Origin of the sequence: Rhodoferax sp. (assembly GCF_025354435.1) — a bacterium.
Classification (GTDB): domain Bacteria; phylum Pseudomonadota; class Gammaproteobacteria; order Burkholderiales; family Burkholderiaceae_C; genus Rhodoferax_B.
The window spans coordinates 16,085-43,051 of record NZ_JANXMU010000070.1; the positions used below are offsets into that span (position 1 = coordinate 16,085).

General features: G+C 64.7%; 29 protein-coding genes. 18 read left to right on the forward strand and 11 right to left on the reverse strand.

What is annotated here, in order from left to right; all coding sequences use genetic code 11:
• The first annotated feature begins 182 nt into the window (after positions 1-182).
• The 4 genes from Q0T48_RS17315 to Q0T48_RS17330 are packed head-to-tail and all read left to right on the forward strand — an operon-like array spanning position 183 to position 4,720.
• Complete coding sequence (locus Q0T48_RS17315) at positions 183-2,063, forward strand: arylsulfatase (RefSeq protein ID WP_295958864.1); 1,881 nt, start codon at positions 183-185, stop codon at positions 2,061-2,063.
• Positions 2,064-2,079: 16 nt separating this feature from the next.
• Positions 2,080-3,114 carry a formylglycine-generating enzyme family protein gene (locus Q0T48_RS17320; protein ID WP_295958867.1) on the forward strand — a complete coding sequence of 345 codons (1,035 nt, stop codon included), beginning with the start codon at positions 2,080-2,082 and terminating at the stop codon, positions 3,112-3,114.
• A complete protein-coding gene (locus Q0T48_RS17325; protein ID WP_295958754.1) occupies positions 3,111-3,893 on the forward strand; it encodes a MetQ/NlpA family ABC transporter substrate-binding protein in 783 nt (260 codons plus the stop codon). The genes Q0T48_RS17320 and Q0T48_RS17325 overlap by 4 nt, the downstream gene beginning before the upstream one ends.
• Positions 3,887-4,720 carry a YkgJ family cysteine cluster protein gene (locus Q0T48_RS17330; RefSeq protein ID WP_295958756.1) on the forward strand — a complete coding sequence of 278 codons (834 nt, stop codon included), beginning with the start codon at positions 3,887-3,889 and terminating at the stop codon, positions 4,718-4,720. The genes Q0T48_RS17325 and Q0T48_RS17330 overlap by 7 nt, the downstream gene beginning before the upstream one ends.
• 167 nt (positions 4,721-4,887) lie before the next feature.
• Here Q0T48_RS17330 and Q0T48_RS17335 read toward each other — a convergent pair whose 3' ends face one another.
• Positions 4,888-6,159, reverse strand: a complete 1,272-nt coding sequence (locus Q0T48_RS17335) for an MFS transporter (protein WP_295958759.1) — start codon at positions 6,157-6,159, stop codon at positions 4,888-4,890.
• Between the two features lie 126 nt (positions 6,160-6,285).
• On the opposite strand from Q0T48_RS17335, the gene Q0T48_RS17340 reads away from it, so the two are divergent.
• Positions 6,286-6,711, forward strand: coding sequence for a MarR family transcriptional regulator (locus tag Q0T48_RS17340; protein ID WP_295958762.1), 426 nt, complete (start codon positions 6,286-6,288; stop codon positions 6,709-6,711).
• A 3-nt stretch (positions 6,712-6,714) separates the two neighbouring features.
• Here the strand turns inward: Q0T48_RS17340 and Q0T48_RS17345 are convergent, their stop codons facing one another.
• The 7 genes from Q0T48_RS17345 to Q0T48_RS17375 form a co-directional block, all read right to left on the reverse strand.
• On the reverse strand, positions 6,715-7,284 hold the full coding sequence (locus Q0T48_RS17345) for a cytochrome b (RefSeq protein ID WP_295958765.1): 570 nt from the start codon (positions 7,282-7,284) through the stop codon (positions 6,715-6,717).
• A 72-nt stretch (positions 7,285-7,356) separates the two neighbouring features.
• The gene (locus Q0T48_RS17350; protein ID WP_295958768.1) at positions 7,357-8,460 is read right to left on the reverse strand and encodes a sialidase family protein; all 1,104 of its coding nucleotides are present in this window, start codon (positions 8,458-8,460) and stop codon (positions 7,357-7,359) included.
• A gap of 20 nt (positions 8,461-8,480) precedes the next feature.
• On the reverse strand, positions 8,481-8,600 hold the full coding sequence (locus Q0T48_RS17355) for a MoaD/ThiS family protein (RefSeq protein WP_295958771.1): 120 nt from the start codon (positions 8,598-8,600) through the stop codon (positions 8,481-8,483).
• 6 nt (positions 8,601-8,606) lie between these two features.
• Positions 8,607-8,750: a hypothetical protein gene (locus Q0T48_RS17360; protein ID WP_295958774.1), complete on the reverse strand. Its 144-nt coding sequence runs from the start codon at positions 8,748-8,750 to the stop codon at positions 8,607-8,609.
• A gap of 326 nt (positions 8,751-9,076) precedes the next feature.
• On the reverse strand, positions 9,077-9,520 hold the full coding sequence (gene cynS / locus Q0T48_RS17365; RefSeq protein ID WP_295958777.1) for a cyanase: 444 nt from the start codon (positions 9,518-9,520) through the stop codon (positions 9,077-9,079).
• A gap of 94 nt (positions 9,521-9,614) precedes the next feature.
• The gene (locus Q0T48_RS17370; RefSeq protein WP_295958780.1) at positions 9,615-10,082 is read right to left on the reverse strand and encodes a nuclear transport factor 2 family protein; all 468 of its coding nucleotides are present in this window, start codon (positions 10,080-10,082) and stop codon (positions 9,615-9,617) included.
• A 17-nt stretch (positions 10,083-10,099) separates the two neighbouring features.
• On the reverse strand, positions 10,100-11,491 hold the full coding sequence (locus tag Q0T48_RS17375) for a PLP-dependent aminotransferase family protein (RefSeq protein ID WP_295958784.1): 1,392 nt from the start codon (positions 11,489-11,491) through the stop codon (positions 10,100-10,102).
• A 344-nt stretch (positions 11,492-11,835) separates the two neighbouring features.
• Here Q0T48_RS17375 and Q0T48_RS17380 point away from each other — a divergent pair, with 344 nt between their 5' ends.
• The 9 genes from Q0T48_RS17380 to Q0T48_RS17420 are packed head-to-tail and all read left to right on the forward strand — an operon-like array spanning position 11,836 to position 19,526.
• The gene (locus tag Q0T48_RS17380) at positions 11,836-12,318 is read left to right on the forward strand and encodes an MSMEG_0572/Sll0783 family nitrogen starvation response protein (protein WP_295958786.1); all 483 of its coding nucleotides are present in this window, start codon (positions 11,836-11,838) and stop codon (positions 12,316-12,318) included.
• Positions 12,319-13,314: a Nit6803 family nitrilase gene (locus Q0T48_RS17385; protein WP_295958788.1), complete on the forward strand. Its 996-nt coding sequence runs from the start codon at positions 12,319-12,321 to the stop codon at positions 13,312-13,314.
• 4 nt (positions 13,315-13,318) lie between these two features.
• Positions 13,319-14,389, forward strand: coding sequence for an MSMEG_0568 family radical SAM protein (locus tag Q0T48_RS17390; protein ID WP_295958869.1), 1,071 nt, complete (start codon positions 13,319-13,321; stop codon positions 14,387-14,389).
• Between the two features lie 10 nt (positions 14,390-14,399).
• Positions 14,400-14,957, forward strand: a complete 558-nt coding sequence (locus Q0T48_RS17395) for an MSMEG_0567/Sll0786 family nitrogen starvation N-acetyltransferase (RefSeq protein ID WP_295958791.1) — start codon at positions 14,400-14,402, stop codon at positions 14,955-14,957.
• Positions 14,954-15,943 carry a sll0787 family AIR synthase-like protein gene (locus Q0T48_RS17400; protein ID WP_295958795.1) on the forward strand — a complete coding sequence of 330 codons (990 nt, stop codon included), beginning with the start codon at positions 14,954-14,956 and terminating at the stop codon, positions 15,941-15,943. The genes Q0T48_RS17395 and Q0T48_RS17400 overlap by 4 nt, the downstream gene beginning before the upstream one ends.
• On the forward strand, positions 15,940-17,088 hold the full coding sequence (locus Q0T48_RS17405) for an MSMEG_0565 family glycosyltransferase (RefSeq protein WP_295958798.1): 1,149 nt from the start codon (positions 15,940-15,942) through the stop codon (positions 17,086-17,088). The genes Q0T48_RS17400 and Q0T48_RS17405 overlap by 4 nt, the downstream gene beginning before the upstream one ends.
• On the forward strand, positions 17,079-17,363 hold the full coding sequence (locus Q0T48_RS17410) for an MSMEG_0570 family nitrogen starvation response protein (protein ID WP_295958799.1): 285 nt from the start codon (positions 17,079-17,081) through the stop codon (positions 17,361-17,363). The genes Q0T48_RS17405 and Q0T48_RS17410 overlap by 10 nt, the downstream gene beginning before the upstream one ends.
• Positions 17,364-17,379: 16 nt before the next feature.
• The gene (locus Q0T48_RS17415; protein ID WP_295958801.1) at positions 17,380-18,678 is read left to right on the forward strand and encodes an MSMEG_0569 family flavin-dependent oxidoreductase; all 1,299 of its coding nucleotides are present in this window, start codon (positions 17,380-17,382) and stop codon (positions 18,676-18,678) included.
• A complete protein-coding gene (locus Q0T48_RS17420) occupies positions 18,675-19,526 on the forward strand; it encodes a Pnap_2097 family protein (protein WP_295958803.1) in 852 nt (283 codons plus the stop codon). The genes Q0T48_RS17415 and Q0T48_RS17420 overlap by 4 nt, the downstream gene beginning before the upstream one ends.
• Here Q0T48_RS17420 and xerD read toward each other — a convergent pair.
• On the reverse strand, positions 19,523-20,419 hold the full coding sequence (xerD, locus tag Q0T48_RS17425) for a site-specific tyrosine recombinase XerD (protein ID WP_295958806.1): 897 nt from the start codon (positions 20,417-20,419) through the stop codon (positions 19,523-19,525). The genes Q0T48_RS17420 and xerD overlap by 4 nt on opposite strands.
• A 51-nt stretch (positions 20,420-20,470) precedes the next feature.
• Here xerD and Q0T48_RS17430 point away from each other — a divergent pair, with 51 nt between their 5' ends.
• Positions 20,471-21,376: an AEC family transporter gene (locus tag Q0T48_RS17430; RefSeq protein WP_295958809.1), complete on the forward strand. Its 906-nt coding sequence runs from the start codon at positions 20,471-20,473 to the stop codon at positions 21,374-21,376.
• Positions 21,377-21,877: 501 nt separating this feature from the next.
• Positions 21,878-22,657 (forward strand): THxN family PEP-CTERM protein, encoded by a 780-nt coding sequence (locus Q0T48_RS17435; RefSeq protein ID WP_295958872.1) that lies wholly within the window; start codon positions 21,878-21,880, stop codon positions 22,655-22,657.
• Between the two features lie 75 nt (positions 22,658-22,732).
• Here the strand turns inward: Q0T48_RS17435 and queG are convergent, their stop codons facing one another.
• Entirely contained in the window at positions 22,733-23,827 is a 1,095-nt protein-coding gene (queG, locus tag Q0T48_RS17440) for a tRNA epoxyqueuosine(34) reductase QueG (RefSeq protein ID WP_295958812.1), read from the reverse strand.
• A gap of 9 nt (positions 23,828-23,836) precedes the next feature.
• On the opposite strand from queG, the gene tsaE reads away from it, so the two are divergent.
• Positions 23,837-24,334 carry a tRNA (adenosine(37)-N6)-threonylcarbamoyltransferase complex ATPase subunit type 1 TsaE gene (tsaE, locus tag Q0T48_RS17445; protein ID WP_295958815.1) on the forward strand — a complete coding sequence of 166 codons (498 nt, stop codon included), beginning with the start codon at positions 23,837-23,839 and terminating at the stop codon, positions 24,332-24,334.
• A complete protein-coding gene (locus tag Q0T48_RS17450) occupies positions 24,331-25,761 on the forward strand; it encodes an N-acetylmuramoyl-L-alanine amidase (protein ID WP_295958817.1) in 1,431 nt (476 codons plus the stop codon). The genes tsaE and Q0T48_RS17450 overlap by 4 nt, the downstream gene beginning before the upstream one ends.
• On the opposite strand, the gene Q0T48_RS17455 is transcribed toward Q0T48_RS17450, so the two are convergent.
• Entirely contained in the window at positions 25,758-26,882 is a 1,125-nt protein-coding gene (locus Q0T48_RS17455; protein WP_295958819.1) for a GGDEF domain-containing protein, read from the reverse strand. The genes Q0T48_RS17450 and Q0T48_RS17455 overlap by 4 nt on opposite strands.
• Positions 26,883-26,967: the final 85 nt, after the last annotated feature.

Genomic DNA, 26,967 nt, shown 5'->3' on the forward strand with positions numbered 1-26,967 from the left:
GCGCCAAAGCCCGTCGGCACCCCCCCGCACAAACCACATATGCATAGAAAAATTCCGCGCTTCGCGGGCGGAACTCCAGGGCTAGACTGCGCCTCCCTCCACTGCCAGGCTCTTCTTCCATGCCGCACCCGTCACCCGCCCGTAGCCACCGTCTTCACCGGACTGCAGCCGCCCTCGTCGCCATGAGCTTTGTGCCCCAGGGCTGCGGCGGTAGCGATGCGGCACCCTTCAAGCTCACCAAGAAGCCCAACATCGTCTTCATCATGGCCGACGACCTGGGCTATTCCGACATCGGGGCCTTCGGCAGCGATATCGACACGCCCAACCTGAACGCACTGGCCGCCAGCGGCCGGTTGCTGACCAACCACCACACCGGCACCGTCTGCGCCATCACGCGCTCGATGCTGATCTCGGGCACCGACCACCACCTGGTGGGCGAAGGCACCATGGGCGCGCCCAACGACGAGCGCAAAGGCCTGCCGGGCTACGAGGGCTACCTCAACGACCGGTCGCTGTCGGTGGCCCAGCTTTTGAAGGATGCGGGCTACCACACCTACATGGCGGGCAAGTGGCACCTGGGCTCCAACATCGCCACGCCCGCCACACCGGTGGCGCTGGGCAGCACCGGCCAAACACCCGACCAGTGGGGCTTCGAGAAAAGCTACGCACTGATGGGCGGCGCGGCCAGCAACCACTTCGCGCACGAAGCCGCAGGCTCCAAGAACTACACCGAAAACGGTGCCTACGTGCAACCCGGCCAGCCAGGGCAACCCGGTGGTACCGGCGGCGGTGCGTTTTACTCCACCGACTTCTACACCCAGCGCCTGATCAACTACATCGATACCAACAAGGGCGATGGCAAACCCTTCTTCGCCTACGCGGCCTACACCTCGCCGCACTGGCCGCTGCAGGTGCCCGAGCCCTACCTGAGCAAGTACAAGGGCCGCTTCGATGCGGGCTACGACGCCGTGCGCGCCGCGCGTGTGGCCAAGCAAAAGCAGCTGGGCATCCTGCCGCAGGACTTCACCGCCTATGCCGGTGACCCGGAGGCGCTGACATCGTCGCCCGCCAGTGCCAACAACGGCACAACCCGCGCCAAGTACACCAGTGCCGTCAACAGTCCGGCCGACGGCTATGTGGATTACGCCGCGGGCCGCGTGTCGAAAAAATGGACCAGCCTGACCCCGCTGGAGCGCAAGGCCCAGGCGCGCTACATGGAAATCTACGCCGGTATGGTGGACAACCTTGACCACAACATCGGCCTGTTGATCCAGCACCTGAAAGACATCGGCGAATACGACAACACCCTGATCGTGTTCCAGTCGGACAACGGTGCCGAAGGCTGGCCGATTGCCGCTGCCAGCGCCGACCCCAAGGCCACCGACGAGGCCAATGCCACCGAGCCGGTGTACTCCACCCTGGGCACCGACAACGGCCTGGCTTCCGCCAAGCGCCTGCAGTACGGCCTGCGCTGGGCCGAGGTGAGCGCCGCGCCATTCCGCCAGACCAAGGGCCACTTTGGCGAAGGCGGTGTGAGCACGCCGCTGATCGTGCGCATGCCGGGCCAGACCACCGCGCAGCCCACCTTCGTGCCGTTCACCCACATCATCGACCTGACCGCCACCTTCCTCGACGCGGGCCAGGCCAAGCTGCCCACGCAGGCCGCGCCGCCGCTGGTCAGCACGCTGACCGGCGAGGACCAGAACAAGGGCAAGGTGGTGTACGACAACCGCTACGTCTACCCGGTCACCGGCCAGTCCATCCTGCAGGTGCTGCTGGGCAACAGCGATACCTCGGTGCGCAAGGCCCCGTTTGGCGACGAGTCCTATGGCCGCGCCTACCTGACCAGCACCGACGGCAAGTGGAAGGCCCTGTGGACCGAACCACCCATCGGCCCCGCAGACGGCCATTGGCAGCTGTACGACCTGGCCAAAGACCGGGGCGAAAACAACGACCTGGCCGCCAGCAACCCCAGCGTCATCAGCGGCCTGGTCGCCGACTGGAAGGCCTACCTGAAGTCGGTGGGCGGTGTCGAGCCGCTGCGGCCCGCCGGTTACTACTGAGGCCAGCGTGAACCGTTTGCGTTTTCTGACCCGGCCCGCCGCCGGGGTCGCCGCTCTGCTGGCGCTAGTCGGCGCGGGCCTGGCCTTTTATGCCACCGCCGCACGGTCGCCGGTAGCCGCATCAGGTCCGCCACTGGCGGCGCTGGGCTCACCACCGCAATGCGCTGCCTACAGAGGCCTGCCACTGCAATGGCAGGTGGACGCGAAGGCTGGCTTGGTGCCGGTGCCCGGTGGCGACTTCACGTTTGGCAGCACCAAGGGCTACCCGGACGAGCGGCCCGCCGCTGCCGCACCAGTGCATGTTGCACCGTTCTGGATCGACCAGACCGAGGTAACCGTGGCGCAATTCGCCTCGTTCGTCAAAGCCACGGCGTACGTCACCGAGGCCGAACACCAGGGCGGCGCGGTGGTGTTCCATACACCCACCGCGGCCGAGATGGATGCCCGGCCCTACGCCTGGTGGAGCTGCGTCAAAGGGGCCGACTGGCGCCACCCGGGTGGGCCGGGCAGCTCGATCGACGGCATGGACCACCTGCCCGTGACCTTTGTGACTAAAGCCGACGCCCTGGCCTACGCCCACTGGCTGGGCCGCGACCTGCCTACGGAGGTCGAGTGGGAATACGCTGGCAAGGCCGGGCGCAGCGGCGACGACCTCGACACCGCACCCAAGGATGCCACAGGCCAACCCACCGCCAACTACTGGCAGGGCATTTTCCCGGCGTTCAACGCCAAGCAGGACGGCTACGCGGGCCTGGCCCCCGTGGGCTGCTTTGCCGCCAGTCCGTTTGGCCTGCACGACATGATCGGCAACGTGTGGGAATGGACCCGCGACCGCTACACCGGCCCGCACCAGCCCCACATGAACGGCGACACGGCGGCAGTGGCCGCCCCGTTCCATAAACCCAACGAATCCACCGTGATCAAGGGCGGCTCGTTCCTGTGTTCACCCGACTTTTGCGTCCGCTACCGCGCATCGGCCCGCGAATCGCAAGAGGCCGACCTGGCCACCGCGCACATCGGCTTTCGCACCGTGCTGCGGGAGGTGCTGTGAAGCGCCGGGCGCTGCTGGCCTTGGGCTTGGGCACCACCGCCTTTGCGGTAAGGGCGCAGCCCTGCAGCGTGTCGGTCGGCGTAATGCCCGGCCCGCATGCCGAAATCATGACCGTAGTGCAGCAGGTGGCGGCCGATGCGGGGCTGAACCTGCGCCTGCTGGAGCAGGACGCGGGCCGGGGTGTCAACGCCGAGGTGCTGGCAGGCAGGCTGGATGCGGCCTGCTTCCAGGATGCTGTGGCCTTCAACACCGAGGCCGTCCGCCACCCCGGTGCGCTGGCTATCGCCACACCCACGGTGACGCTGCCGTTCGCGCTCTATTCCCGGCGTGTGGCCCACCCACGCCAGTTGGCACATGGCAGCACGCTGGCCATTCCGCGCGAGCGGGCGGCGGCATCGCGCGCCCTGGTGCTATTGCACAACTTTGGCCTGGTCGCGCTGCGCGATGGCTCGGGGCTCACGGCCACCCCACGCGACGTGGTGGGCAACCGCTACGGGTTCAAGCTGCTGTCGCTGCCGCAAGACCAGTTGGCCGGTGCGCTCCCGCGTGTCGATGCCGCCGTGATCGACCGGCCCCACGCAGGGCGCGCCGGGCTGCAACCGGGTCGCGACTCCATCGGCCTGGAAGATGCCCGCAGCCCCTGGACCGATGTGCTGGCGGTGCGTGGTGCAGACCGTAGTGCAGCCTGGGTCAACACCCTGGTCGCGTCGTACCGGTCCGAGCCGGTGAAGCGTTTCATCCTGGAGCACTTCCAGGACTCGGTGCGTCGGCCGTGGTGAGCGGTACCGTGTCGTTTGCCTGCAGCGCTTGCGGCAAGTGCTGCAACTCACCGCCGATGATGACGGTGCCCGAGCTGTTCCACCACGAGGACCTGTTTGTGGGCACCCTGGGCGTGCGGCCGGGTGCCGCCGGAGCCTTCGACCTGGTCACCCAGGGCCTGGACTACCCGGCCAACGGGGTCTGCCCAGCCCGCGGGCCGCAGGGTCTGTGTGGCATCCACAACCAGCACAAACCGGCCATGTGCCGCACCGTGCCGCTCGACCCGTTCCAACCCGATGCCATGCAGCATCGGGTGCTGCTGCACCGCAACACCGGTGCGGGCTATATCGGTGCCGAATGCATCGTGCCCGGCGAGCGCGAGGGTATGGATGTGCTGGTGGCAGACGGTGTGGTGGCAGACCCCGGCTACCGCCAGCAGTTGCATACGCACCGGCAATTGCTGGCCGAGGAACGTGAACTTTGGGGCGCTGCCGTCACGCAGATGCTGCGCGGCCAGATGCCACCTGCCCCGCGGGGTGGTGGTGGCGGGATGCTGACGCTGCCGCTGGTGCCGATTTTGTCGGTGCTGGCCGCGTGGTCCGAGGCCTGCCGCCTGCGCTGCCTGCGCTACATGCAGCAGCAGTGCGCATTGCTAGACCGGCAGATCGGCCTGGCCCTGCAGCGCAAGCGCGAACAAGACCGCACGGTGACGGCGGAGTTCCGCACCTACGCCGCGGCGTACCGGCGCCTGGCCGACGCACTGGCCCGCGGCGGTGTGCCCCCGGCGGGCTCTGCTAGCGAAGCGGCCCGGGCCGAGGCCTACCTAGGTGTATCGACACGGGCCTGAGGCCCTGGGGTTGCGCTACTGGCCGGGCATCCACAGACATGGGCTAAGGGCTCCATTGCACAGTATTTTTACAAAATTACTATCTTTTAAATAGCATCTAGCGTAGTTAGCAACTACGCTATTGGCCAATTTTTCTTATAAAAACTCACCACAAATCTATAGCAACATCACACCAGCGCAGGCTGGCCCAGCGCTGCCGCCGAGCGCAACTGCACGCCGCGGTTCACCCGCCAGGCCATCATTGCTGCCACCACCGTGGACGCAGCCACCACATAGCCCACCACGGGAAAGTGCTGTAGTTTGCCATCGGCCCCGAACGACACGATGTGGCCCGCCACCAGCGAAGCGATGCCGCCCGACAGCTGCTGGGTGGCGGCGCTGATGGCGTTGAACGAGCCACGTTGCGTGGGGTCGGGCACCGAGGTCACCAGCGCCTGGAACGGGATCATGCGGGCGAAGATGCCGACAAACATCACCACGTTGACCACCACCACGGTGGCAAACGGCACGGTGTCCAGGTGCGTATAGACCATTACCATGACGATGGTGAGCGCGCTGCCCGCCATAAACACCGGCAGCTTGCCCCAGGCATCGGCTGCCTTGCCCACCAGCGGGCCGACAAAGATGGTGCACAGGCCGGTGATCAGGTAGATGGTGGGCAGCCGCTCTAGCGCCACACCCAGGTTGTGCACGGTGAAGGCGCTGCCAAAAGGCATCAGCATGAAGCCGCCGGTGGTCAGCAAGGCCGTGGTGGCAAAAGCCGTGAGATAGCGCGGCTCGGTCACGGTGTGCAGCAGGTGCATGAAGGCGCTTTTTTCCTGCTTGATCCGCAGATGGTCGGCCACGGGCTGCATGCGCCAGGCAATCACCAGCCCGCCCACCGCCCCAAAGATGGTCATGGCGATAAACGGGGCGTGCCAGTTCCAGTGGTTCGACAAATACAGGCCCATGGGCAAGCCCAGCACCTGGCTGGCGGCAAAGGCGGTCTGGATCACGCCCATCACCCGCCCGCGCAGCTGGGGCGCAAACAGATCGGTGGCAATGGCCAGCACCACCGAGCCAATCACCCCGCCAAAAATGCCGGTGACCACGCGCGCCAGCAGCAGCATCTCAAAGGTGGGCGCCAGACCGCACCACAGCGTGGCCAGTACAAAGCCGGTGTAGAAAAACAGCAGCAGTTTCTTGCGGTCAAAACGGTCGGCAAAGCCCGCCGTGAGCAGGCCAGACAGGCCCGCGCTGAAGGCGTAGGCCGACACGATCAAGCCGAACTGGCGCGGCGTGATCTGCAGCGCAGGCATGATCAGCGCGCCCAGCGGCGACATGATCATGAAGTCGAGGATGACGGCAAACTGCAAAAACGCCAGCAGCCCGGCCACAAAGGTCTGGTAGCGGGTGAACTTGGCCGGTGCGGTGACGGCGCTGGGAGGAGTGGCTTGCATGGTGCGGAGGTAAAAAAGTAAAAGCAGTGGGGATGCCAGAATTAAGCATAGGCCCCTATTGATATTAATATAGCATCCTATGTATAGTCAAGCCCTATGCACGATCCCCACCTGCCCCCCCACCCCATGAAACTTATGGGCCGCGCCATGCGGGGTTTTAGTCGCATCGCCGACGCGGCCTTGCGTGACCTCGGTTTTGCCACCGGCCAGTTGCCGGTATTGGTGAGCCTGAAACATAGCCAAGCGCTTTCACAGGCCGAGTTGGCCCGCATCGCCCAGGTGGAGCAGCCCAGCATGGCGCAGTTGCTGAACCGCATGGAGCGCGACGGCCTGGTCCAGCGCGTGGCCGACCCGGCCGACAAGCGCAGCCGCCTGATCTCACTCACCCCTGACGCGGGCCAGCGCATGCCCCAGGCGCGGGCGGTGATGCAGTCGCTGACAGAACAAGCGCTGGCGGGTTTTACGCCCAAAGAAGTGGCGCAGCTGACCCAGCTGATGGGCCGCCTGAACGAGAACATCGACCGCATGGGCGATGCGGCAGAGAGCCCTTGATTTTCAACGGCGGCCCACCTGCGGCAACATCGACGCGAGAACGCCGTCTTTCAGCACCACATGGTGGAAGATGGCCGCGGCCGCGTGCACACCGGCAAGCCACATGATCACATCTCCCAGCAGCTGGTGTACGTCGCCCCAGTCGGCCAGCGACGCGATGGCGGAGTTGGCGATGAAAGGCATCTGGTCTACGCGCACACCGCCCAGCAAGGTCAGCGGGTGGCCTTCGCTGCCCAGGGCCAAGAGCCCGGTGGTGGGGAGCGCCAACAGGAGGACCCACAGCACGCCGTGCGCCAGCTTGGATGCCAAGTGCATCCAACCCGCCATGGCAATTTGGGGCGCAGCCGGGCGAAATGCCAGCCAAACCAGGCGCAACACGGTCAACACAAAAACCAAGATGCCCAAAGACTCGTGCCACACGATGTCGCTATGGGTCGCCGGGTCCACGCCCTGCTGCATCAGCCGACCAAAGCCCCCTGGGCCAAGAATGAAAGCGACGGTGACGGCGATGGCGGTCAGCCAATGGAAGGCCCGGCTGAGGACATCGTAGTGGGAGGTGGAATGCGGGTTCATCGGATGTCCTGAAAAAAGAAATGGATTCTGCAAGCCCGCGATGAACGGAACATTAAGACACCACGCCAGCCCTCACACAAACCGCACCACTGCCACCGGCGGCAAATCGTTCGACAAGCCCACCCAACGCTCCCCCGCATCGCTGCTGACCCACAGCCCGCCAGTGGTGGAGGCCATGGCCAGCGTCTGGCCGTCGGCGCTGATGTCCAGACCGTGGCGGTAGACCAGGTGGTAGGCGTGGGCGCTGGGCAGGCCGTGGCCGAAGCTGTGGAAGGTCTGGCCGCCGTCGTCGGTGCGATTGACCAGCATCTGGCCGCCTACCGGGATGCGGCAGCCGTCGCTGTGCGCGGGCACGAACCAGGCGCGCAGCGGGTTGTGCGGGTCGCAGGCCACGGGAAAGCCGAAGTCACTGGGTGTGGGCGCTTGGATGCTCTGCCACTGCTGGCCGCCGTCATTAGAGCGGTACATGCCACCGTGGTGCTGCACCCACAGCGCGTCGGGCTGGGCGGCGCACTGCACCAGGCAATGCGGGTCTTGCACATTGCCGTCTTCCTGTAGACCCTCGGGCATATAGCGGGCCAGCATGCCGCGCGAGGTGAGGCTCCAGCTCTCGCCCCCGTCCCGGCTTTGCCACACGCCGCCGCTGGACACCGCCAGCGTGATGTGCTGCGCATCCCGCGGATCGACCAAGATGGAGTGGATGCCCGCGTAGTCGTAACCGCCGCCGCCCCAGCCCTTGCGCGGCGGCTGGTTCCACAGCGCAGTGTTCAGCGCCCAGCTCTGGCCGCCGTCGTCCGAACGGAACAGGCCCGCAGGCAGGCAGCCCGCCCACAGCGTGCTGGGCTGGTCGGGGCCGCCCGCCGTCAGGCACCACACCATGTCCACGCTCCAGGGCGTAGGGTCGTCGGCATCTGGGCCTGATGTGGGTTTGGGGGGGAATGCAGGAGAAGCGATTTCGGTCCAGCTCGCCCCCTGGTCGCTGCTTTTGCGCAGCTTAGCCCCGAAATGTCCCATGCGCAGCGCCGCCAGCCAGCTGCCATCGCGCGGATCAACCAGCACCTGGGTGACGGGCTCGCCCGCGAAATGGTGGGCGGTGATGTGCCAGTTAGAGGGGGTATCACCCTGCCCTTGCACGGTGAACAGGCTCTTGCGGGTGCCGACGAGGAGTGTGTTCATAACGCGCTTTCTTAAGGAAGTTAGCCGCCTGATACGGCCTGAACCACCAGCACCTTGTCCCCCGCCGCCACCGCCCGGTCCAGCCGCACGCGGTCATGCACCAGGGTCTGGTTGACGAACACCGCCACATGCTTGCGCACCGCGTGCTAGTCGTCAAACACGTAATGCGCCAGGGCCGGGTCGGCCAGCAAAGCCGCCTCCAGCACCTGCCGCAGCGGCCCGGCCGGGACTTGCTGGATGGGCACGTCGATGTGGCGGCGCAGGGCGGGGGCGAATTCGACGGTGACCATGGGGGGCATTGTGCGAAGCAGACAAGGGCTGCGTCAATGGAGGGGAATCCCAGAGGTGTGGGGATTCAATTTTGATGAGTGAACCCCGCGTGCAGAGCACGCCGTTTGCGCAAAAGAAAACCCGCGTCGCGGGTTTCTGTAAAAAATACTGCGCCGCCGGGCGCAACTCCCGGCCGACGATGCTGGCGGGCACCCAGAAAACGTCAACGTCAACCCGCCAATAGGGGTCGGAGCCCAAATGCGGGATACGCCGTGCTCGACCCGCCAGCTTTGATCGCGCAATTGGGATCCGCCCCCCAATGTCTCCACCCGTAGTCGTGCCCCCTTCAATACGTCTTGTACGGCAAAAATTTCCCCGACAACACTACCTTGACTCGGTCGCCTTTCGGGTCCGGCTGGCGCTCGATGTCCATGCTGAAGTCGATGGCGCTCATGATACCGTCGCCGAACTCTTCGTGGATCAACTCCTTGATCGTCGTGCCGTAGACGCTGACGATTTCGTACCAGCGGTAGATCAGCGGATCGGTGGGTACAGGGGTGGGCAGCGAGCCTTTGTAGGGGACCACCTGGAGCCACTTTTGCTCGTCACTGGTCAGGCCGAAGATCTTGCCAATGGCCTTGGCCTGCGCGGCATCACAGGTCATCTGGCCCAGACAGGCTGCTGTGGTCCATTCTTTGGACTGGCCGACCTTCTTGGCCACGTCGGCCCACTGGATGCCTTTGGAGACTTTGACGGTGATGATTTTTTCGGTGATCTCTAAGCGGTTCATACAGACTCCAGGTTTTGAAAAAACGGTATCTTTTTGATAGCCTCTAGCGTAGGTAGTATCTACGCCAGAAGCATAAAAAGTGCTTGAAATTTATCTATAAATCCATAGCACTCAGCGATGCGTGGTCATCTGGGCGGCGACCCAGTGGCCAGTGGAATTTGCGCTCGGCTTCGGTGATCGCCAGGTCGTTGATGCTGGCAAAGCGCCAGGCCATCAGGCCGTGTTCGGTGAACTCCCAGTTCTCGTTGCCGTAGCTGCGAAACCACTGGCCGGCCGCGTCGTGCCATTCGTAAGCAAAGCGCACGGCGATGCGGTTCCCGGTAAAGGCCCAGAGCTCTTTGACCAGGCGGTAGTCCAGCTCCTTGGCCCATTTGCGGGTCAGGAACTGGTGCACTTCGGCGCGGCCCGTGGGGAATTCGGCGCGGTTGCGCCAGCGGGTGTCTTCGGTGTAAACCTGCACCACGCGGTCGGGGTCGCGGCTGTTCCAGGCATCTTCGGCCATACGGGTTTTTTGGGTGGCCGACTCAAACGTGAACGGGGGCAGTGGGGGCTTGGTTTCCATGGTGTTGTCTCCTCGGGTTAAAGATTGGTGGCGTGGTGGTGAACAGGGTGCAAAAGCGTATCGGCCACCAGGTGCATGCCGCGCTTGCATTCTTCCAGCGTGGTGGGGCCGCCCAGGCAGATGCGCACGGCATCGGGCGGGTCGCCATCGGTAGAAAACGCGGCGCTGGCCACCACGCCCACGCCCTGGCTGCGCAGGTGGGCGGCCAGTTCCACGGGGCTCCAGCCCTCGGCCACGGGCAGCCACAGGTGGAAGGCCTCGGGGTGGCCCAGCATGCCGTACGGCGCGAGATAGCGCTCAGCAATCGCCTGGCGGGCGGCGCATTCGCTGCGGATGGCCTGCAGCATGGCATCGGCCGTGCCGTCTTCCACCCAGAAGGTGGCGAGTGCATTGGTGAACGGCGAGGCCATCACTGTGGTGGCGCGCATGGCCCCGGCCAGCCGCTGCGACTGGCGGTCGCCGGGCGAGCACACGTAGGCGTTGCGCAGGCCCGCACCAAAACATTTGGAGAAGCCGGTGATGTAGTAGGTCAGGCCCGGCGCTAGCGTGGCCATGGCGGGCGGCATCTCCTTGGGCAACATCGCATAGGCATCGTCTTCGATGATCGGAATGGCGTAGCGCAAAGCCACGTCGGCCAGGGCTTCGCGGCGCGAGCGGCTGACGGTGGCGGTGGTGGGGTTGAGCAGCGTGGGGTTGCAGTACAGCGCCTTGGGGTGCAGGGTTTTGCAGGCGTGCTCGAAAGCTTCGGCGCTGAGGCCGTCGTCGTCCAGCGGCAGGGCGTGCAGCTGGATGCCGAACTGGGCGGCAATGGCTTTCACGCCGGGGTAGGTCAGCGCCTCTACACACACCAGCTCGCCAGGGCGGGCCAGTTGCGAAAACAAGGCCGTCAGCACGCTGTGGATGCCGGGGCAGACCAGCACCTGCTCCACCCGGCAGGTGGGCACGCGGCGGCGCAGCCACTGGGCGGCCACCTCGCGGTCGTGCAGGGTGCCGCCAAAGTCCTGGTAGCGCAGCAAGGCGTACAGGTCGGCGCTGGCCATCACACCGGCTGCTGTGTCGTGCATGTGGGCCAGCAGTGACGGGTCTTGCGGCTCGGGCGGCAGGTTCATGGTCATCTCGGCCGCGCTGCCGCCGCGCAGGGGCAGGCTGGGGCTGGAGCCGCGGATGTAGGTGCCCATGCCCGCATGGCTATCGATCAGGCCGCGTTTGCGGGCTTCGCTGTAGCCGCGCGCCACGGTGGTGTAGTTGAGCTCCAGATCCAGCGCCAGCTCGCGCAGCGTGGGCAGGCGGTCGCGGGCCACCAATCGGCCGGTGCGCACGTCGTCGGCAATCAGGTCGGCCATCAAGAGGTAGGCCGGTTTGTCGCTTTTTTGCAGCTTCTTGATCCAGTGGGCGGGGGTTTTGTTCATAGGATGACCGGGTCGTTCAACTTGATCGTATGACTTGATTGCATTTGCATCCAATTATTGATGCAAGTTCCAAGCCCGCTGCACACGCAGATTGTGCATCCTGCTGGTGCACAAAAACGGTTTATCGGGTGCATTGATCGCATGGGAAATGCATTAAACCAGTGCGGATAAACCACCGTCGCCGGGTGGTTTTAGGGCCTGAAAAAAAGTTTTTAAACCGCCGGGGCACATCCAGTGGGTTTGATGGCGACTTGATCGCATGCTGGGGCTGTTTCCGTGGCACGGAGCGTGCGAAATGTGGAGGGCGTTTCCCTTCATTTATCAACCTCTACCGGAGATTCCCCATGCCCAAAGTCACTAAGCCCGCCAACGTCAAAGGCGACTACCTTGTCGATTACGAAGAAAAAGTCTTTGAAGACGTGAAGGCCGCACCGGGCGAGAAAGCTCTGGTCACCTTCCACACGGTGGCATTTGAAGGCTCCATCGGCTTCGTCAACCTGCTGCAGGCCACCCGTCTGCTGCGCAAGGGGTTTGAGACCTCGGTGCTGCTGTACGGCCCCGGTGTCACGCTGGGCGTGCAGCGCGGCTTTCCCAGGCTGGGCGACGAGGCCTTTCCTGGCCACCAGAACTTCAACAACCAGATCACCAAGTTCATGGCCGAGGGCGGCAAGGTCTACGCCTGCCGCTTTGCGCTACAGGCACTGTACGGCCAAGGCGAAGGCGCGTTGATCGAAGGCATCCGCCCGATCAGCCCGCTGGACGTGCTGGACATTGTGCTGATCCACAAAAAGGTCGGTGCCGTCATCCTCGACACCTGGACCCTGTAAATGGCCGCCACACCCACAACCGTACGTGCGGCAGCGGTGCAGATCGCCCCGGACTTTGAACGCCCCGAGGGCACGCTGGAGCGGGTGTGCGCAGCCATCGACGAAGCGGCCGCCAAGGGCGTGCAAATCATGGTCTTCCCCGAGACCTTCATGCCCTACTACCCCTACTTCTCGTTCGTGCTGCCGCCGGTGCTGCAGGGCGCGCCGCACCTGAAACTGTACGAGCGCGCCGTAGTGGTGCCCGGCCCGGTAACGGCCGCGGTGGCCGAGCGGGCCCGGGCCCACGGCATCGTGGTGGTGCTAGGCGTGAACGAGCGCGACCACGGCAGCCTGTACAACACCCAGCTGGTGATCGATGCCGACGGCAGCCTGGCGCTGAAGCGCCGCAAGATCACCCCCACCTACCACGAGCGCATGGTCTGGGGCATGGGCGATGGGGCCGGGCTGAAGGTGGTGGATACGGCGGTGGGCCGCGTGGGCGCGCTGGCCTGCTGGGAGCACTACAACCCGCTGGCCCGCTACAGCCTGATGGCGCAGCATGAAGAAATCCACTGCGCGCAGTTCCCCGGCTCGCTGGTCGGGCCGATCTTTGCCGAGCAGATGGAAGTCACCATCCGCCACCACGCGCTGGAGTCCGGCTGCTTTGTGGTCAACGCCACCGGCTGGCTGACAGATGCGCAAATCATGGCCATCACCCCCGATGCCAGCCTGCAAAAAGCCCTGCGCGGCGGCTGCCACACGGCCATTATTTCGCCCGAAGGCAAGCACCTGGTACCGCCGCTGACCGAGGGCGAAGGGATGGTGATTGCCGACCTGGACATGGCCTTGATCACCAAGCGCAAACGCATGATGGATTCGGTGGGCCACTACGCCCGCCCTGAGCTGCTGGGCCTGGTGCTCAACGACCGCCCCGCCGTGCCCATGCAGCGCATGGCAGCAACACCTTCCACCTCTGAAAGCCTGTATGAACCCCAGCCTCCAGCCCATGAACCGTGAGTTGATGACCGAGCTGCAGTCCTTCGGGCTGCGGCTGGTGGACCCCAGCGCGGGCGTGGCCAGCCGCAAGGGCGGCGCAGGCCCCAGCGACCACAAGGCGGTCACGGTAGACGGCCATACCATCATGGTGCCGGTGCACACCTCCACCGCCTGGAACTCGCCGTTCACCGCGCTGGCCCCCGATGCACAGGGCCGCAGCGTGGTCACACGCGGCAGCATCCCCATTGCCAGCATCAGCTTCCCCAAGCAGCCGCGCTTTTACGCCCTGCAAACGATGGACGGCGTGCCCTACTCGCACATTGCCACGCTGCACGGCGCGGACGTGCTGGCCACCACAGTGCTGCAAACCTGCATACGCTACGAGAGCCGCAAAAAGACCTGCAAGTTCTGCGCAATCGGCCAGTCGCTCGCCGCCGGCCGCACCATTGCCCACAAGACCCCACAGCAGCTGGCCGAAGTGGCCCGCGCCGCCGTGCTGCTGGACGGCATCAAACACATGGTGATGACCACCGGCACACCCAACGCCACCGACCGTGGTGCGCAGGTGCTGTGCGACAGCGCGTTTGCCATCAAGGCCGCCGTCAACATCCCCATCCAGGGCCAGTGCGAGCCGCCAGACAAGAATGTGTGGTTTGAGCGCATGCGGGCCTCGGGCATCGACACGCTGGGCATGCACCTGGAAGTAGTGACGCCAGAGCTGCGCGAAAAGATCATGCCCGGCAAGGCCCAGGTGCCGATCAGCCGCTATATGGAGGCGTTTGAAGCTGCCGTGCGCGTGTTTGGTCGGGGCCAGGTCAGCACCTACATCCTCGCCGGGCTGGGCGATACGTCTGAGGCGATTCTGCAAATCTGCGACCAGCTGCTGGCGCTGGGCGTGTACCCGTTTGTAGTGCCGTTTGTGCCCATCAGCGGCACGCCGCTGGAAGACCACGCCGCGCCGTCGCCCGAGTTCATGCGCTCCATCCTGCAGCCGCTAGGCCGTAGCGTGGCCGAGGCGAATTTGCGCTCCAGCGACATCAAGGCCGGGTGTGGCAAGTGCGGCGCGTGCTCATCGCTTTCCGTCTACGAAACGTAAGGGGAACACCATGCTCTGCATCGACAACATCCTGGAAGCCCCTCCCGTCTGGGCCCCGGTCGAATTCCTGGTGCGCGCCGCCTGCCAGGACTGGGAGCGGCGCGAGGCCCATGCGCTGCGCCGGGCGGTGTTCTGCATTGAGCAAGGCATCTTCACAGGGGACGACCGGGATGCCATCGATGACCACGCACAGCTGCTGGTGGCGATGTCCTGTCGCGGAGGCATGCCCGACCAGGTGGTGGGCACGGTGCGCATCCATGAAAAATCGCCCGGCCTGTGGTGGGGTTCGCGGCTGGCGGTGCATCCGTCTTTTCGCAGCCAGGGCCATCTGGGGGCCACGCTGATCCGGCTGGCGGTCAGCCGTGCCAACGCGCTGGGCTGCCACACCTTTCTGGCCCATGTGCAGGCGCAGAACGCCCCGCTGTTTCGGCGGCTGAAATGGCAGCAGCTGGGCGAGCTCAGCATCCATGGCCGTCCGCACTGCGAGATGCAGGCCGACCTAGCCGCCTACCCGCCCTGCTTCGACCCAGTCAGCGGCTATGTGACCCGCGCACGGGGTTCGCTATGAGCGCCGAGCAGCTTTGCAACTTCCTGCGCGACAGCCGGGGCTTTGCCCACAAGCGCGACATCAGCGACATCGTCACCGCGCTGGGAGCCGCCCTGCCCGGCGGCAGCGCCGCACTGGCCCAGGCCGTGCCGCTGGGCGACGACTGCGCCGCCATCCCCGACGGCCAGGGCGGCTACCTGCTGTTCGCCATCGAGGGCCTGGTGGAAGACTTCATCACCCGCATGCCCTGGTTTGCAGGCTACTGCAGCGTGATGGTGAATGTGAGCGACATCTACGCCATGGGCGGCCGTCCCACGGCGGTGGTCAACGCGCTGTGGAGCCCAGGCATGGACCCGGCGGGCGCGATGCTGCAAGGCATGGCCCGCGCCTCCCAAACCTACGGCGTGCCCATCGTCGGCGGCCACAGCAACAACCGCAGCGAACGGCCTCAGCTGGCCGTGGCCATCCTCGGCCAAGCCCAGGCGCTGCTGACCAGCTTCAACGCCTACCCCGGCGACAAGCTGGTGATGGCGATGGACTTGCGCGGCGCGTTTGAGGAGCCGTTTCCGTACTGGAACGCGTCTACCACCGCCCCGGCGGCCCGGCTGCGCGGCGACCTGGAGCTGCTGCCGCGCCTGGCGGAAGACCGCCTCTGCGATGCCGCCAAAGACATCAGCATGGCAGGCGCAGTAGGCACGGCCATGATGCTGCTGGAGTGCTCGCAGGTGGGTGCCGTCATCGACGTAGATGCCGTCCCCAGGCCCGATGGCGTGCCGCTGCAGCGCTGGCTCACCGCCTTCCCCAGCTACGGCTTTGTGCTGAGCGTGCGGCCCCAGCACCTTGGCGAGGTTCTCACGCGCTTTGCCGTGCGCGACATCGCCTGTGGCGTGGTGGGCGACGTCACCGCCCGCCGCCAGGTACACCTGCGCCACAGTGGTGGCCAGGCCTTGCTGTGGGACTTTGCGGAACAGACTTTCATTGGCGAAGCGGTAGGGGTACCTGCGTGAAAATCGGCCTGCTCACCCATTCGGTGAACCCGCGTGGCGGCGTAGTGCACACGATTGAACTAGCCCATGCCCTGCAGGATGCCGGGCACGATGTGACGGTGATGGCCCCGGCCACGCCCGGCCAGCAGTTCTTCCGCCCGGTGCGCTGCGCTACCCAACTGGTGCCGGTTAGCAGTACACCCACAGACATGGTGGCCATGGTAGGCAGCCGTATCGATGCCTATGTGGCCCACCTCACGCCGCTACTGGAACGCGAACCTTTTGACGTGCTGCACTGCCACGACGGCATTGGCGGCAATGCCCTGGCCACCCTGCAAGAGCGGGGCCTGGTCGACGGCTTTGTGCGCACCGTGCACCACCTGGACAACTTCACCCAGCCGCAGCTCATGGCCTGGCAGCACCGCTCGGTCCACCAGGCCCGCCAGGTGCTGTGCGTCAGCAGGGTGTGGCAGGCCACGCTGGCCGGGCAAGGCATTGCCGCGCTGGAAGTGCCCAACGGCGTGGATGCCGCCCGCTACAGCCCGGTGGCACAAAGCACCGATGCGGCGCTGGCGCAGCGCCTGGGCATCCGCACCGAAGGGCTGGTGCTGCTGTGCGTGGGCGGGGTGGAAGAACGCAAGAACACCGTGCGCGTGCTGCAGGCCTTTGTGCAACTGCGCGCGCAGATGCCGCAATTGCAATTGGTCATAGCCGGTGGTGCCAGCCTGCTGGACCACAGCGGTTATGCCCGTGAATTCCACGCCCTGCTACAGACCAGCGGCGCCAGCCAAGACGTGCTGCTGACCGGTCCGTTGGCCGATACCGATATGCCCGGCCTATTCCGCCTGGCAGATGTGGTCGCCATGCCGTCGCTGAGCGAAGGCTTTGGTCTGGTGGTGCTGGAGGCGCTGTGCAGCGGCGTGCCGGTGGTCGCCTCACACATCGCGCCGTTTACCGAATACCTGCAGGACCAGGATGCCCGTTGGGCCGACCCGCTGGATGCCACCTCCATCGCCCGCGCCATCCAGCAGGCCCTGCTGGGGCGCGACGCACAGCGCATCCAAGCGTCCGCCACCCGGCTGGCGGCGCAGTTCAGTTGGCAACGCAGCGCCGGGCTGCACGCCGAGATTTATTTAAAAATGAGAGCAATAACCCTATGCCCGTAATGCACTTCCACGTCATTTGGCCTGATAAAACGCAAACGCACTGCTACTCCCCATCGCTGGTGGTGCAGGAGTATTTGCAGGTCGGCCAGAGTTACCCGCTCAACGACTTTGTGCAGCGCTGCCGCGAGGCGCTGCATATCGCCTCCGAACGCGTGCGGGCCAAGTACAGCTTTGCCTGTTCACAGGCCCTGGACCAACTGGCAGAGATCGAACACCTGGCCGCCCCCTTTCAAACCCAGGCCGACGCGCAGGTGTTGGTCACCGCCTTCAGCTAACCACCGAGAACCCACCATGCCTACCATTGCCCCCCACACCACCCACTATGCCGTTGCCATCGTCGGCGGCGGCCAGGCCAGTCTGTCATTGAGCTACCACCTGCAGCAGCGCGGCATCAGCCACCTGGTGCTGGAGAAAAACAAGCTGGTCCATAGCTGGCACAGCCAGCGCTGGGACTCGTTTTGCCTGGTCACCCCCAACTGGCAATGCAACCTACCCGGCTGGAGCTATGCGGGCGACGACCCGCACGGCTTCATGGTGAAGGACCAGATCAACGCCTGGCTGGAGGGCTTTGTGGCCCACGTGGATGCGCCCGCGCTGGAGGGGGTGACGGTGCACAAGATCGCCCGGCCCCACGCCCACAAGCCCTTCGCGGTGACCACCAGCCAGGGCGATTTCACGGCCGACCAGGTCGTGGTGGCCTCGGGCGGCTACCACAAGCCCATCGTGCCGCGCCTGGCCGAACGCCTGCCCGCACACATTACGCAGATGCACTCGGCCGAATACCGCAACCCGCAGGCCCTGCCCGAGGGCGCAGTGCTGGTGGTGGGCTGCGGGCAGTCGGGCTCCCAAATTGCCGAAGACCTGCACCTGGCAGGTCGCAAGGTGTTTGTGGCCACCGGCGATGCCCCGCGCTGCGCCCGCTTCTACCGCGGCAAAGACGTGGTGGACTGGCTGGCCGACATGGACTATTACAACCTGCCGGTCACCCAGCACCCGCTGCGCGAAGGCGTGCGCGACAACACCAACCACTACGTGACGGGCCGCGACGGCGGGCGCGACATCGACCTGCGCCGCTTTGCATTGGAGGGCATGGAGCTGTACGGCCTGCTGACCGACCTTCAGGGCGACAAGCTGCAGTTCCAGCCCAATCTGCAGGCCCACCTGGACCACGCCGACGGCATCTACAACGGCATCAACGCCAGCATCGACAAGTACATTGCCGCCCACGGCATTGACGCACCGCCCGGCGGCCCGTATGTGCCCGTGTGGCAGCCCACTGAAGAGCGCACCACCCTGGACCTGGCCGCCAGCGGCATCACCACAGTGGTGTGGTGCATCGGCTTTTTGCCCGACTTCGCCTGGGTGGATGCCCCCGTGTTCAATGGCCGCGGCGAGCCGGTACATGTGCGCGGCGTGACCCATCAGCCCGGCCTGTATTTTCTGGGTCTGCCCTGGCTGCACACCTGGGGTTCGGGCCGCTTCTCGGGGGTGGCGCGCGATGCCCTGTACCTGGCCGAGCAGATCGAGGGATACATCGGCAACCAGGACGCAAGCGCAGAGACCGCCGAGACGGAGCTGTTGCTGTCGTGAGCACCCACCGGCTGCCCACGGCCTTGGTCGGGCACTACACCGCAGGCATGCCGCAGCTGAGCAGTAGCGGCCTGTCGGAAAACTGGCTGCTGAAGGAGTGCGGGCACCGGCACTGGCTGGCCATTGCCCAGCGCCAAGGGCAGGCCGTGCCCGAGTTCCGCGATGCGCAGGGCCGCAAGGTGTACGCCGCCTTCACCCTGGTGCGCATCAGCCAGGCACAACTGGAGCGGGTAGACGAGCACGACGCCTTCGCCATCGCCACCCAGTGCCATCTCGCCGGGCGCACCCAGTACTACAGCCAGCACACGGTGCAACTGCAGAGCCAAAGTGTGGCGCGGGTCGAAATGCTGTCGGTGTTTGTGCTGCGGGCGCAGGCGGGCAACAACCGCAGCATCGTGCGCGCGGTGATGGCCACGCCGCAGGCAACGGCGGCCCCATCGGGTTTGGCCACGGCCGCCGAAGCCTTTGTACTGCGCGGACGCGCATGCCGTGCACAGGCAGGGTCCGGGCAGGCCGAGGCGCACGCCAGCGTCTTCACGCCCTGCCCGCACAACGACTTCAACGGTGCGGACCTGCTGTACTTCAGCAGCTTCCAGTCCATGGTGGACCGCGCCGAATGGGCTTGGATGCGCAGCGCCGATGCCACCAGCCGCCCCGCCGCGCTGCGGGAGCGCAAAATGGTGTTTTACGGCAACCTGGACATGGGTGACGCGGTACACACCGGCTTGCACGGCGAGTTGCTGAACCACCACAGCACGCTCTGCCGCGGCTCGGACGGACTGCGGATTGCCGAGGTGTTCACCCGCAAGCAAGCAGCCCACACGGGCGCAATAGCGCTGGCAGCCTAGCCCCGCGGGTGGTGCGCCGCGTGCAGGTCGTGCAGGCGCTGGCGGGCCACGTGGGTGTAGATGGTGGTGGTGGAAATGTCGGCGTGCCCCAGCAGCATCTGCACGGCGCGCAGGTCGGCCCCGTGGTTGAGCAAATGGGTGGCAAAGGCGTGGCGCAGGGTGTGCGGCGACAGGGCGACGTGGATGTCGGCGGCCAGCGCGTATTTGCGCACCAGCATCCAGAACATCACCCGCGACATCGCACGCCCGGCTTTTTCGCCGCGCGAAGTAATGAACAAATCATCGGTCTGCTTGCCGTCCAGAATGTCCGGGCGGGCCTCGGCCAAGTAGCGCTCCAGCCAGATGCGGGCCACCTCACCAAATGGCACCAGCCGCTCCCTGCTGCCCTTGCCCATGACCCGCAGTACGCCGTCGTTCAGGCTGAGCTGGAAGGTTTTGAGCAGCACCAGCTCGCTGACCCGCAGGCCGCTGGCGTACATCAGCTCCAGCATGGCGCGGTCGCGCAGGCCCAAGGGAGTGTCCACGTCGGGCGCGGTCAGCAGGGCTTCGACCTGGGCTTCGGTCAGGGTCTTGATGGCGCGGGGCTGCTGGCGGGCGGCTTGCAGCTTGAGCGTGGGGTCGGCGTGCACCACCCGCTCGCGCAGGGCCCAGCGGAAGTAGCGCTTGAACACCGTCAGCCGCCGGTTCGCCGAGGTGGCCTTGGTCTGGGCATGGCGGGCGGCAAAGTAGGCCTGGATGTCATGCTCTTGCGTGGCATCCAACACCTTGGACTGCTCGGCCAGCCAGGCACTGAACAGGCTCAGGTCGCGCCGGTAAGCTGCCAGGGTGTTTTTGGACAGGCCTTGTTCCAGCCACAGGGCGTCGATGAAGGCGTCGATTCGGTCGATGGTCACAGGAGAGGATGGGGAAAAAATGGGAGGTAAGCGGCTGGTATTCTCGAACGCATGAACTATGTGCAGCTCTTGTTTCCGGATTTTTCGCTGATTTTGTGCGGCTATCTGGTGTGCCGTTATACCGGGCTGAACCGCACGGTGTGGGAACAGGTGGAGAGTCTGACCTACTATTTTTTGCTGCCGGTGCTGCTGTTCCAATCGATTGTGAAAAACCCGCTGGACCTGCTGGCCGCCTCCAGCCTGATCTTTGCCGGGCTGGGCTTGAGCCTGTGTGCCATCGGCCTGGCTTACGCCCTGCCCTATCTTCCGTGGTTCCGCACCCATATTGACACACGCGAACACGCGGCCAACGCGCAAATCGCCTTCCGCTTCAACTCCTTCATCGCCCTGGCGCTGGCCGAGCGCCTGGCCGGACCGCAGGGGCCGCAGTTGATTGCGGTGCTGATCGGCGTCTGCGTACCGCTAATGAACGTGGCCGCCGTATGGCCCATGGTGCGGCACGCGCAGGGCGGGTTTGGCGCGGCGCTGGTGCGCAACCCGCTGATTTTGGCCATCGCCGCCGGGCTGGCCGCGAACCTGCTGGGCTTGGCGATTCCGCCCTGGCTGGAGCCCACCACCAGCCGCATCGGTGCGTCTTCCATTACCCTGGGTCTGCTGGCTGCGGGTGCTGGCATGCGGTTTGGCCCACTGGCCCGGGCCAAGGTGCTGGCGGTGTCGGTGCTGGGGATTCGGCATTTTGTACTGCCGGTGGTGGCCTTGGGCTTGGCCTGGATACTGGGCCTGAGCCCGATCCACACCACTGTACTGCTGGCGTTTTCGGCCCTGCCCACGGCATCCAGCGCTTACGTGCTGGCGGCCAAGATGGGCTACAACGGCGCACTGACCGCCAGCCTGGTCAGTCTGTCCACGCTGTTGGGCATGGCGAGTTTGCCGTTTGCCCTGGGCGTGCTACGGTAAATATAGCTACTAGCGTAGCAATAGTCTGCGCTAAAGCCCAAAAACATCTATAGATTTCGCAGCCCTGCGCTCTGCTGCACAGGCTTGCCACGCATCCCCAAATCGGCTGCCGGACCTATTGCGCTGCGCGGCAGTACCTTGGGATAGCAGATTCAACCCAAACTGCAGCACGTGGTTTAACAACTGCTGAAAGCTCGCCCTCTCGCGGGGCACACATCCTGCACTTGTCTAATGCGGACTTTTTTGGCTGTCGGTAAAAATTACATTTTAATTGTATGCAATCATTTAAATTTGTATAATATCATGATTTGAATACGATTTTTAATATTTTCACTTTGCATGCAATCCATTAAATAATAGATTGAAGATTACAAACTATAGCGCATCGGCTGTGTACATATAGACGCAAATAATGCAGACCATCCACCTAGAAAAGCTCATATTCACCATGCAAGTCAAGCACACCAAACTCTTTTTCTCCGCCATCGCTGCGGCCCTCACCTGTGCAGCGGCGCGGCATTTGCCAACCCTGTTGTGACCGACTGGAGCTACAACGTCAATACCGTGTTTGATACCGCCACCGTGCAGTACACCGTTAACGGCGGCTGCCAGACCACGACGGGAACGGCACTGACCTGGGGTGGATGCGGTGGTACCACACCAGTGAATACCGGTGATGTCGCCACCAGCCGCAGCGGCCTCACCATTACCAGCAGCCCGGCCATCGGCACCGTCCAAACCAACGGTGCAGCCGTAGCGACCAACACCTTTACCCACTACAACAACCCCATCTCGTCCAGCCTGGCCACCTTGAAATCGGCAACAGTGCAGTCCACTCTGACGCTTAACTCGCTGGCACCGATGACCAGCGTGAACTACCAGGCCACGCTGCCCTTCTTCGTCAATTTTGTGGAAACCCTTAACACTGAGGGCACCTGCGTTGCGGTCAGCCCCGCCCCTTGCAACGACATCTTTGTCATCGCAGGCCTGCTGAACAACAGTTTTGTGCTGGACAACAACACCTACTACGTGAGCCTGTTTGAATCCGCCCAGTCTTTGACCGCCTTGCCTTCCGCCGTGTGCAATGCGGCCAATGCCGATGCAGGCTGCATGGGCTTCACCACGGTGGAAGGCCAGGCCAATGCGTTCAGCTTCAACCTTCTGATCACCAGCAAACCCGTTGCCTTGAACGACGTGCCCGAACCATCCAGCCTGGCCTTGCTGGGCCTGGGCCTGGTCGCTGTCGTGGGAACACGTCGCCGGGTGAAAAAATCCGCCTAACAGGTTCGCGTTAGAGCCATCCGCCGCCCACGATCAGCCCACATGGCTGGTCGTGGGCGGCGGATTTTTTTATGGTCAGGCCACAATCTGTGCCGCCAGCGCCCAGACCACGTGCTCGCGCACCAATACACTCGGATGCCCGGCCTGTAACTGCAGCGCCTGGCGTATCACCCCGTCTTCCTGGGCCGCCAGCGCATTGCCCATCGCTACCGCCACATTGCGCAGCCAACGTTCATGGCCGATGCGGCGGATGGGGCCACCTTCGGTGTAGCGCAAAAACTCGTCCTCGGTCCAGCCCAAAAGTGTGACCAACTGCTGGCCACTGAGGCCCCGGCGCTCGTCGAAGTCGGGCAACGCGCTGCGCTGGGCAAATTTATTCCAGGGGCAGGCCAGTTGGCAGTCGTCGCAGCCGTAAATGCGGTTACCGATCAGCGGACGGAATTCCAACGGAATCGGCCCTGCATGTTCGATGGTCAGGTACGAGATGCAACGGCGTGCATCCAGCCGGTGCGGGGCCACGATGGCCTGGGTAGGGCACACGTCAATGCAGGCGCTGCAACTACCGCAGTGGCCCGTGGTCGGTGCCGTGGGTGGCAAAGCCCGGTCCACATAGATTTCACCCAAGAAGAACATCGACCCCGCCTCGCGGTTCAGCACCAGGGTGTGCTTGCCACGCCAGCCCTGGCCGCTGCGGTGGGCCAGTTCGGCCTCCAGCACCGGGGCTGAGTCGGTAAACACGCGGTAGCCCAGCGGGCCTAGCTCTTGGGCGATGCGGTCGCTGAGCTTTTGCAGCCGCGCGCGCAGCACCTTGTGGTAGTCCCGCCCCCGGGCGTAGACCGACACAATGCCCTCGCCGGGACGGCTCAGCCGGTCAAATTCCAGTGCCTGCCAGCCCTCGGGCGTGCTGCGGGGCAGATAATCCATACGGGTGGTGATGACGCTGACGGTGCCCGGCACCAGCTCTGCCGGGCGGGCCCGTTTGAGGCCATGGCTTTCCATATAAGCCATGCTGCCATGGAACCCTTGGGCCAACCAGGCAGTCAAACCCGCTTCGGCGGAGCTTAAATCCACCGGGGCCACGCCAATTTGGGAAAATCCCAGTTTGCGCGCCCATTCCTGTATCCGCGACACCTGTTGGAGACTTTCGTTCTGAGCACTGTTACACACCATGCACCGATTGTGCCGACTGTAGAAACCCGCCTACTGTGGAAGGATGAGGCTGCCACCGAGGCCTTCGCCCAATCGCTGGCGGCCCAGCCGGACATTCGCCACGCCTTCATCACCCTGCACGGCGACCTGGGCGCGGGCAAAACCACGCTGGTACGCCACCTGCTGCGCGCCTTAGGCGTGCAGGGCCGCATCAAAAGCCCGACCTACGCCGTGGTCGAACCCTATGAACTGCCCGCGCTGAATCCACCGCTGAATATTTGGCACTTTGACTTCTACCGCTTCAGCGACCCGCGCGAATGGGAAGACGCGGGCTTTCGCGACATCTTCGCCGGCCCCGGCCTGAAACTGGCCGAATGGCCCCAAAACGCTGGGGCCCTGCTGCCCACACCTGACATTGCCATTTTTATTGACACCATGCCCGACATCCATTCCAGTGAAAGCCGCACCGCCACCCTCACCGCCGCCACCGCCACCGGCCAGGCCCTGCTGCGCGGGCTGCCCGCATGAAGCGCCGCAGCGTATTGCAAAGCGGCGCAGTGGTGCTACTGCTCGGCATCAACGAGCTAGCCCGTGGTGCCAGCATCGTGGCCGTACGGGTCTGGCCCGCACCCGAATACTCCCGCGTCACCATCGAATCCGATACCGCGTTGGCGGTGAAGCACAGCTTTGTGGCCAGCCCGCCGCGCCTGGCCGTGGACATCGAGGGCATCGACCTGAACCCGGCGCTGCGCGAACTGGTGGGCCGGGTGCAGGCCGACGACCCCAATATCGCGGGCATCCGCGTGGGCCAGAACGCGCCCGGCGTGGTGCGGCTGGTGATTGACCTGAAACGTGCCGCCCGGCCCCAGGTGTTCACCCTGAACCCGGTGGCCGCCTACCAGCACCGGCTGGTGTTCGACCTGTACCCGGCGCAAGAAGAGGACCCGTTGGAGGCGCTGATTGCCGAGCGGCTAACCGACCCTGCCCCCACCGCACTACCATCAACGGCCCCCCCTGCACCACCGGCCGTGGCGATGGACGCGCCCGACCCGCTGGCCGAGCTGATTGCCAAGCAAAACACCAAGCCGGCTCCCCGTCCCTACGGTGCACCCAGCCCGGCCCCCGCCCCCACCGCTGCGCCCAAAGACTATGCTATTGTTTCAATAGCACCTCCCGCACGTTCTGCCAGCGCTAGCAGCCAAAATGATGCAAAAAATACAGCCCAGCGCACCGACCGCCTGATCATCATCGCCCTGGACCCCGGCCACGGCGGCGAGGACCCCGGTGCCATCGGCCCCGGCGGCACGCGCGAAAAAGACATCGTGCTGATGGTCGCCCACCTGCTGCGCGAGCGCATCAATGCCACCACCGTCAACGGCAACCCGATGCGCGCCTTCCTGACCCGCGACGCAGATTTCTTCGTGCCACTGCAAGTGCGGGTACAAAAGGCCCGGCGGGTGCAGGCCGACTTGTTCGTCAGCATCCACGCCGACGCGTTTTTGACCCCGGCCGCGCGCGGGGCCAGCGTGTTTGCTCTCAGCCAGGGCGGGGCTTCCAGCAGCGCCGCCCGCTGGATGGCCAACAAGGAAAATGCCGCCGACGTCATTGGCGGCATCAACGTGCAGGCCAAAGACGTGCAGGTGCAAAAAGCCCTGCTCGACATGAGCACCACCGCCCAGATCAACGACAGCCTGAAACTGGGCAGCGCGGTGCTGGGCGAGGTGGGCCGGGTCGGACGGCTGCACAAGGGCAACGTGGAGCAGGCCGGTTTTGCCGTGCTCAAAGCCCCAGACATCCCCAGCGTGCTGATCGAAACCGCCTTCATCAGCAACCCCGAAGAGGAGGCCAAGCTCAACAGCAGCGACTACCGCGAGCAACTGGCCGATGCCATCCTGCGCGGCATCCGTGGCTACTTCGCCAAGAATCCGCCGCTGGCGCGCAACCGCGAGGTTTAGACACTTACCACCTGGTTGCGGCCCTGCGCCTTGGCGGCATACAGCGCCAAATCGGCGCGGTCGATGGTTTGCTCGATCGAATCGCCCGTCTGGTACTGGGTCACGCCGATCGACACGGTGATGCGGATTTCGATCTCCCCCATAGCCACCACGGCCTGTTCCACCTGGGCCCGTACCCGCTCCAGGCAGGCCAGGGCCAACGCAAAATTGGTGTCGCCCAGCAGGATCAAAAACTCCTCCCCGCCCCAGCGGGCCAGGCGGTCAGTGGTGCGGATGCTGGACTGCACCACTCTGGCAAAGGCCTGCAGGCAGCGGTCACCTGCCTGGTGGCCATAGCTGTCGTTGACGCGTTTGAAGTAGTCGATATCCAGAATCGCCACCATCAGCGTTGCACCGCTGCGGTCAGCCCGCTGGATTTCTTCGCGCATCAACTCCAGCATGAAGCGGCGGTTGGCCGTGCCGGTGAGTTCGTCGCGGGTGGCGATCAGCTGGATTTTCTTCAGCGCCAGGGCCAGTTGGACTTTTTGCTTGCGGGTGTGGGCGCGCATCAAGCCCAGGCGGCGGGTCAAAATCGTGCTGCTGGTCAGCACGATCAGCAACATGAAAAAGTAGGCTGCGTACAGTACGGCGGGTTCGTCGGTGAGCGCCTGCTCCATGGCCACCAGCATGGCCACGCCAAACAACAGCATGGCGTACAGCGCCACCATCACCACCTGGCGCATCGACATGCCAAACATGCCGAACATCAGAATCACCGCCATCAGCGCCAGGCTGATGCCCCGGCCATGCCCAGCCAGCACAAAGGCCACCGCGTTGCAGGCAATGGCGTAGAGCATCTGCCCAAACGCCAGCGAAGGATCGGACCAGCGCAGCGAAAAACCACTGCGGATCAGGCCAAACACCAGCACCAGCCCCAGGGTACAAAAAACCGACCATAGCACCACGTGGCGGATGTCGGCCAAACCGTGCCAGGCCAGCAGATACAGATCGGCCATGCTGGCGAACATCAGCACCGAGGCCAGTGCCGCCTGGCTGGTACGGATGCGCATGGGACGATCGGTGCCCAACAGCGCATCGCGCAGGCGGTTCAACCGGCTTATCCAGAAATCGAAGGCTTGCATGCAGTTCCTGCGCAGAGCTAGCACACCACCAAAGAGCCAGTGGCAAGAAAATGTTACTGGCAATACCAGAATAAGCAACCCGAGC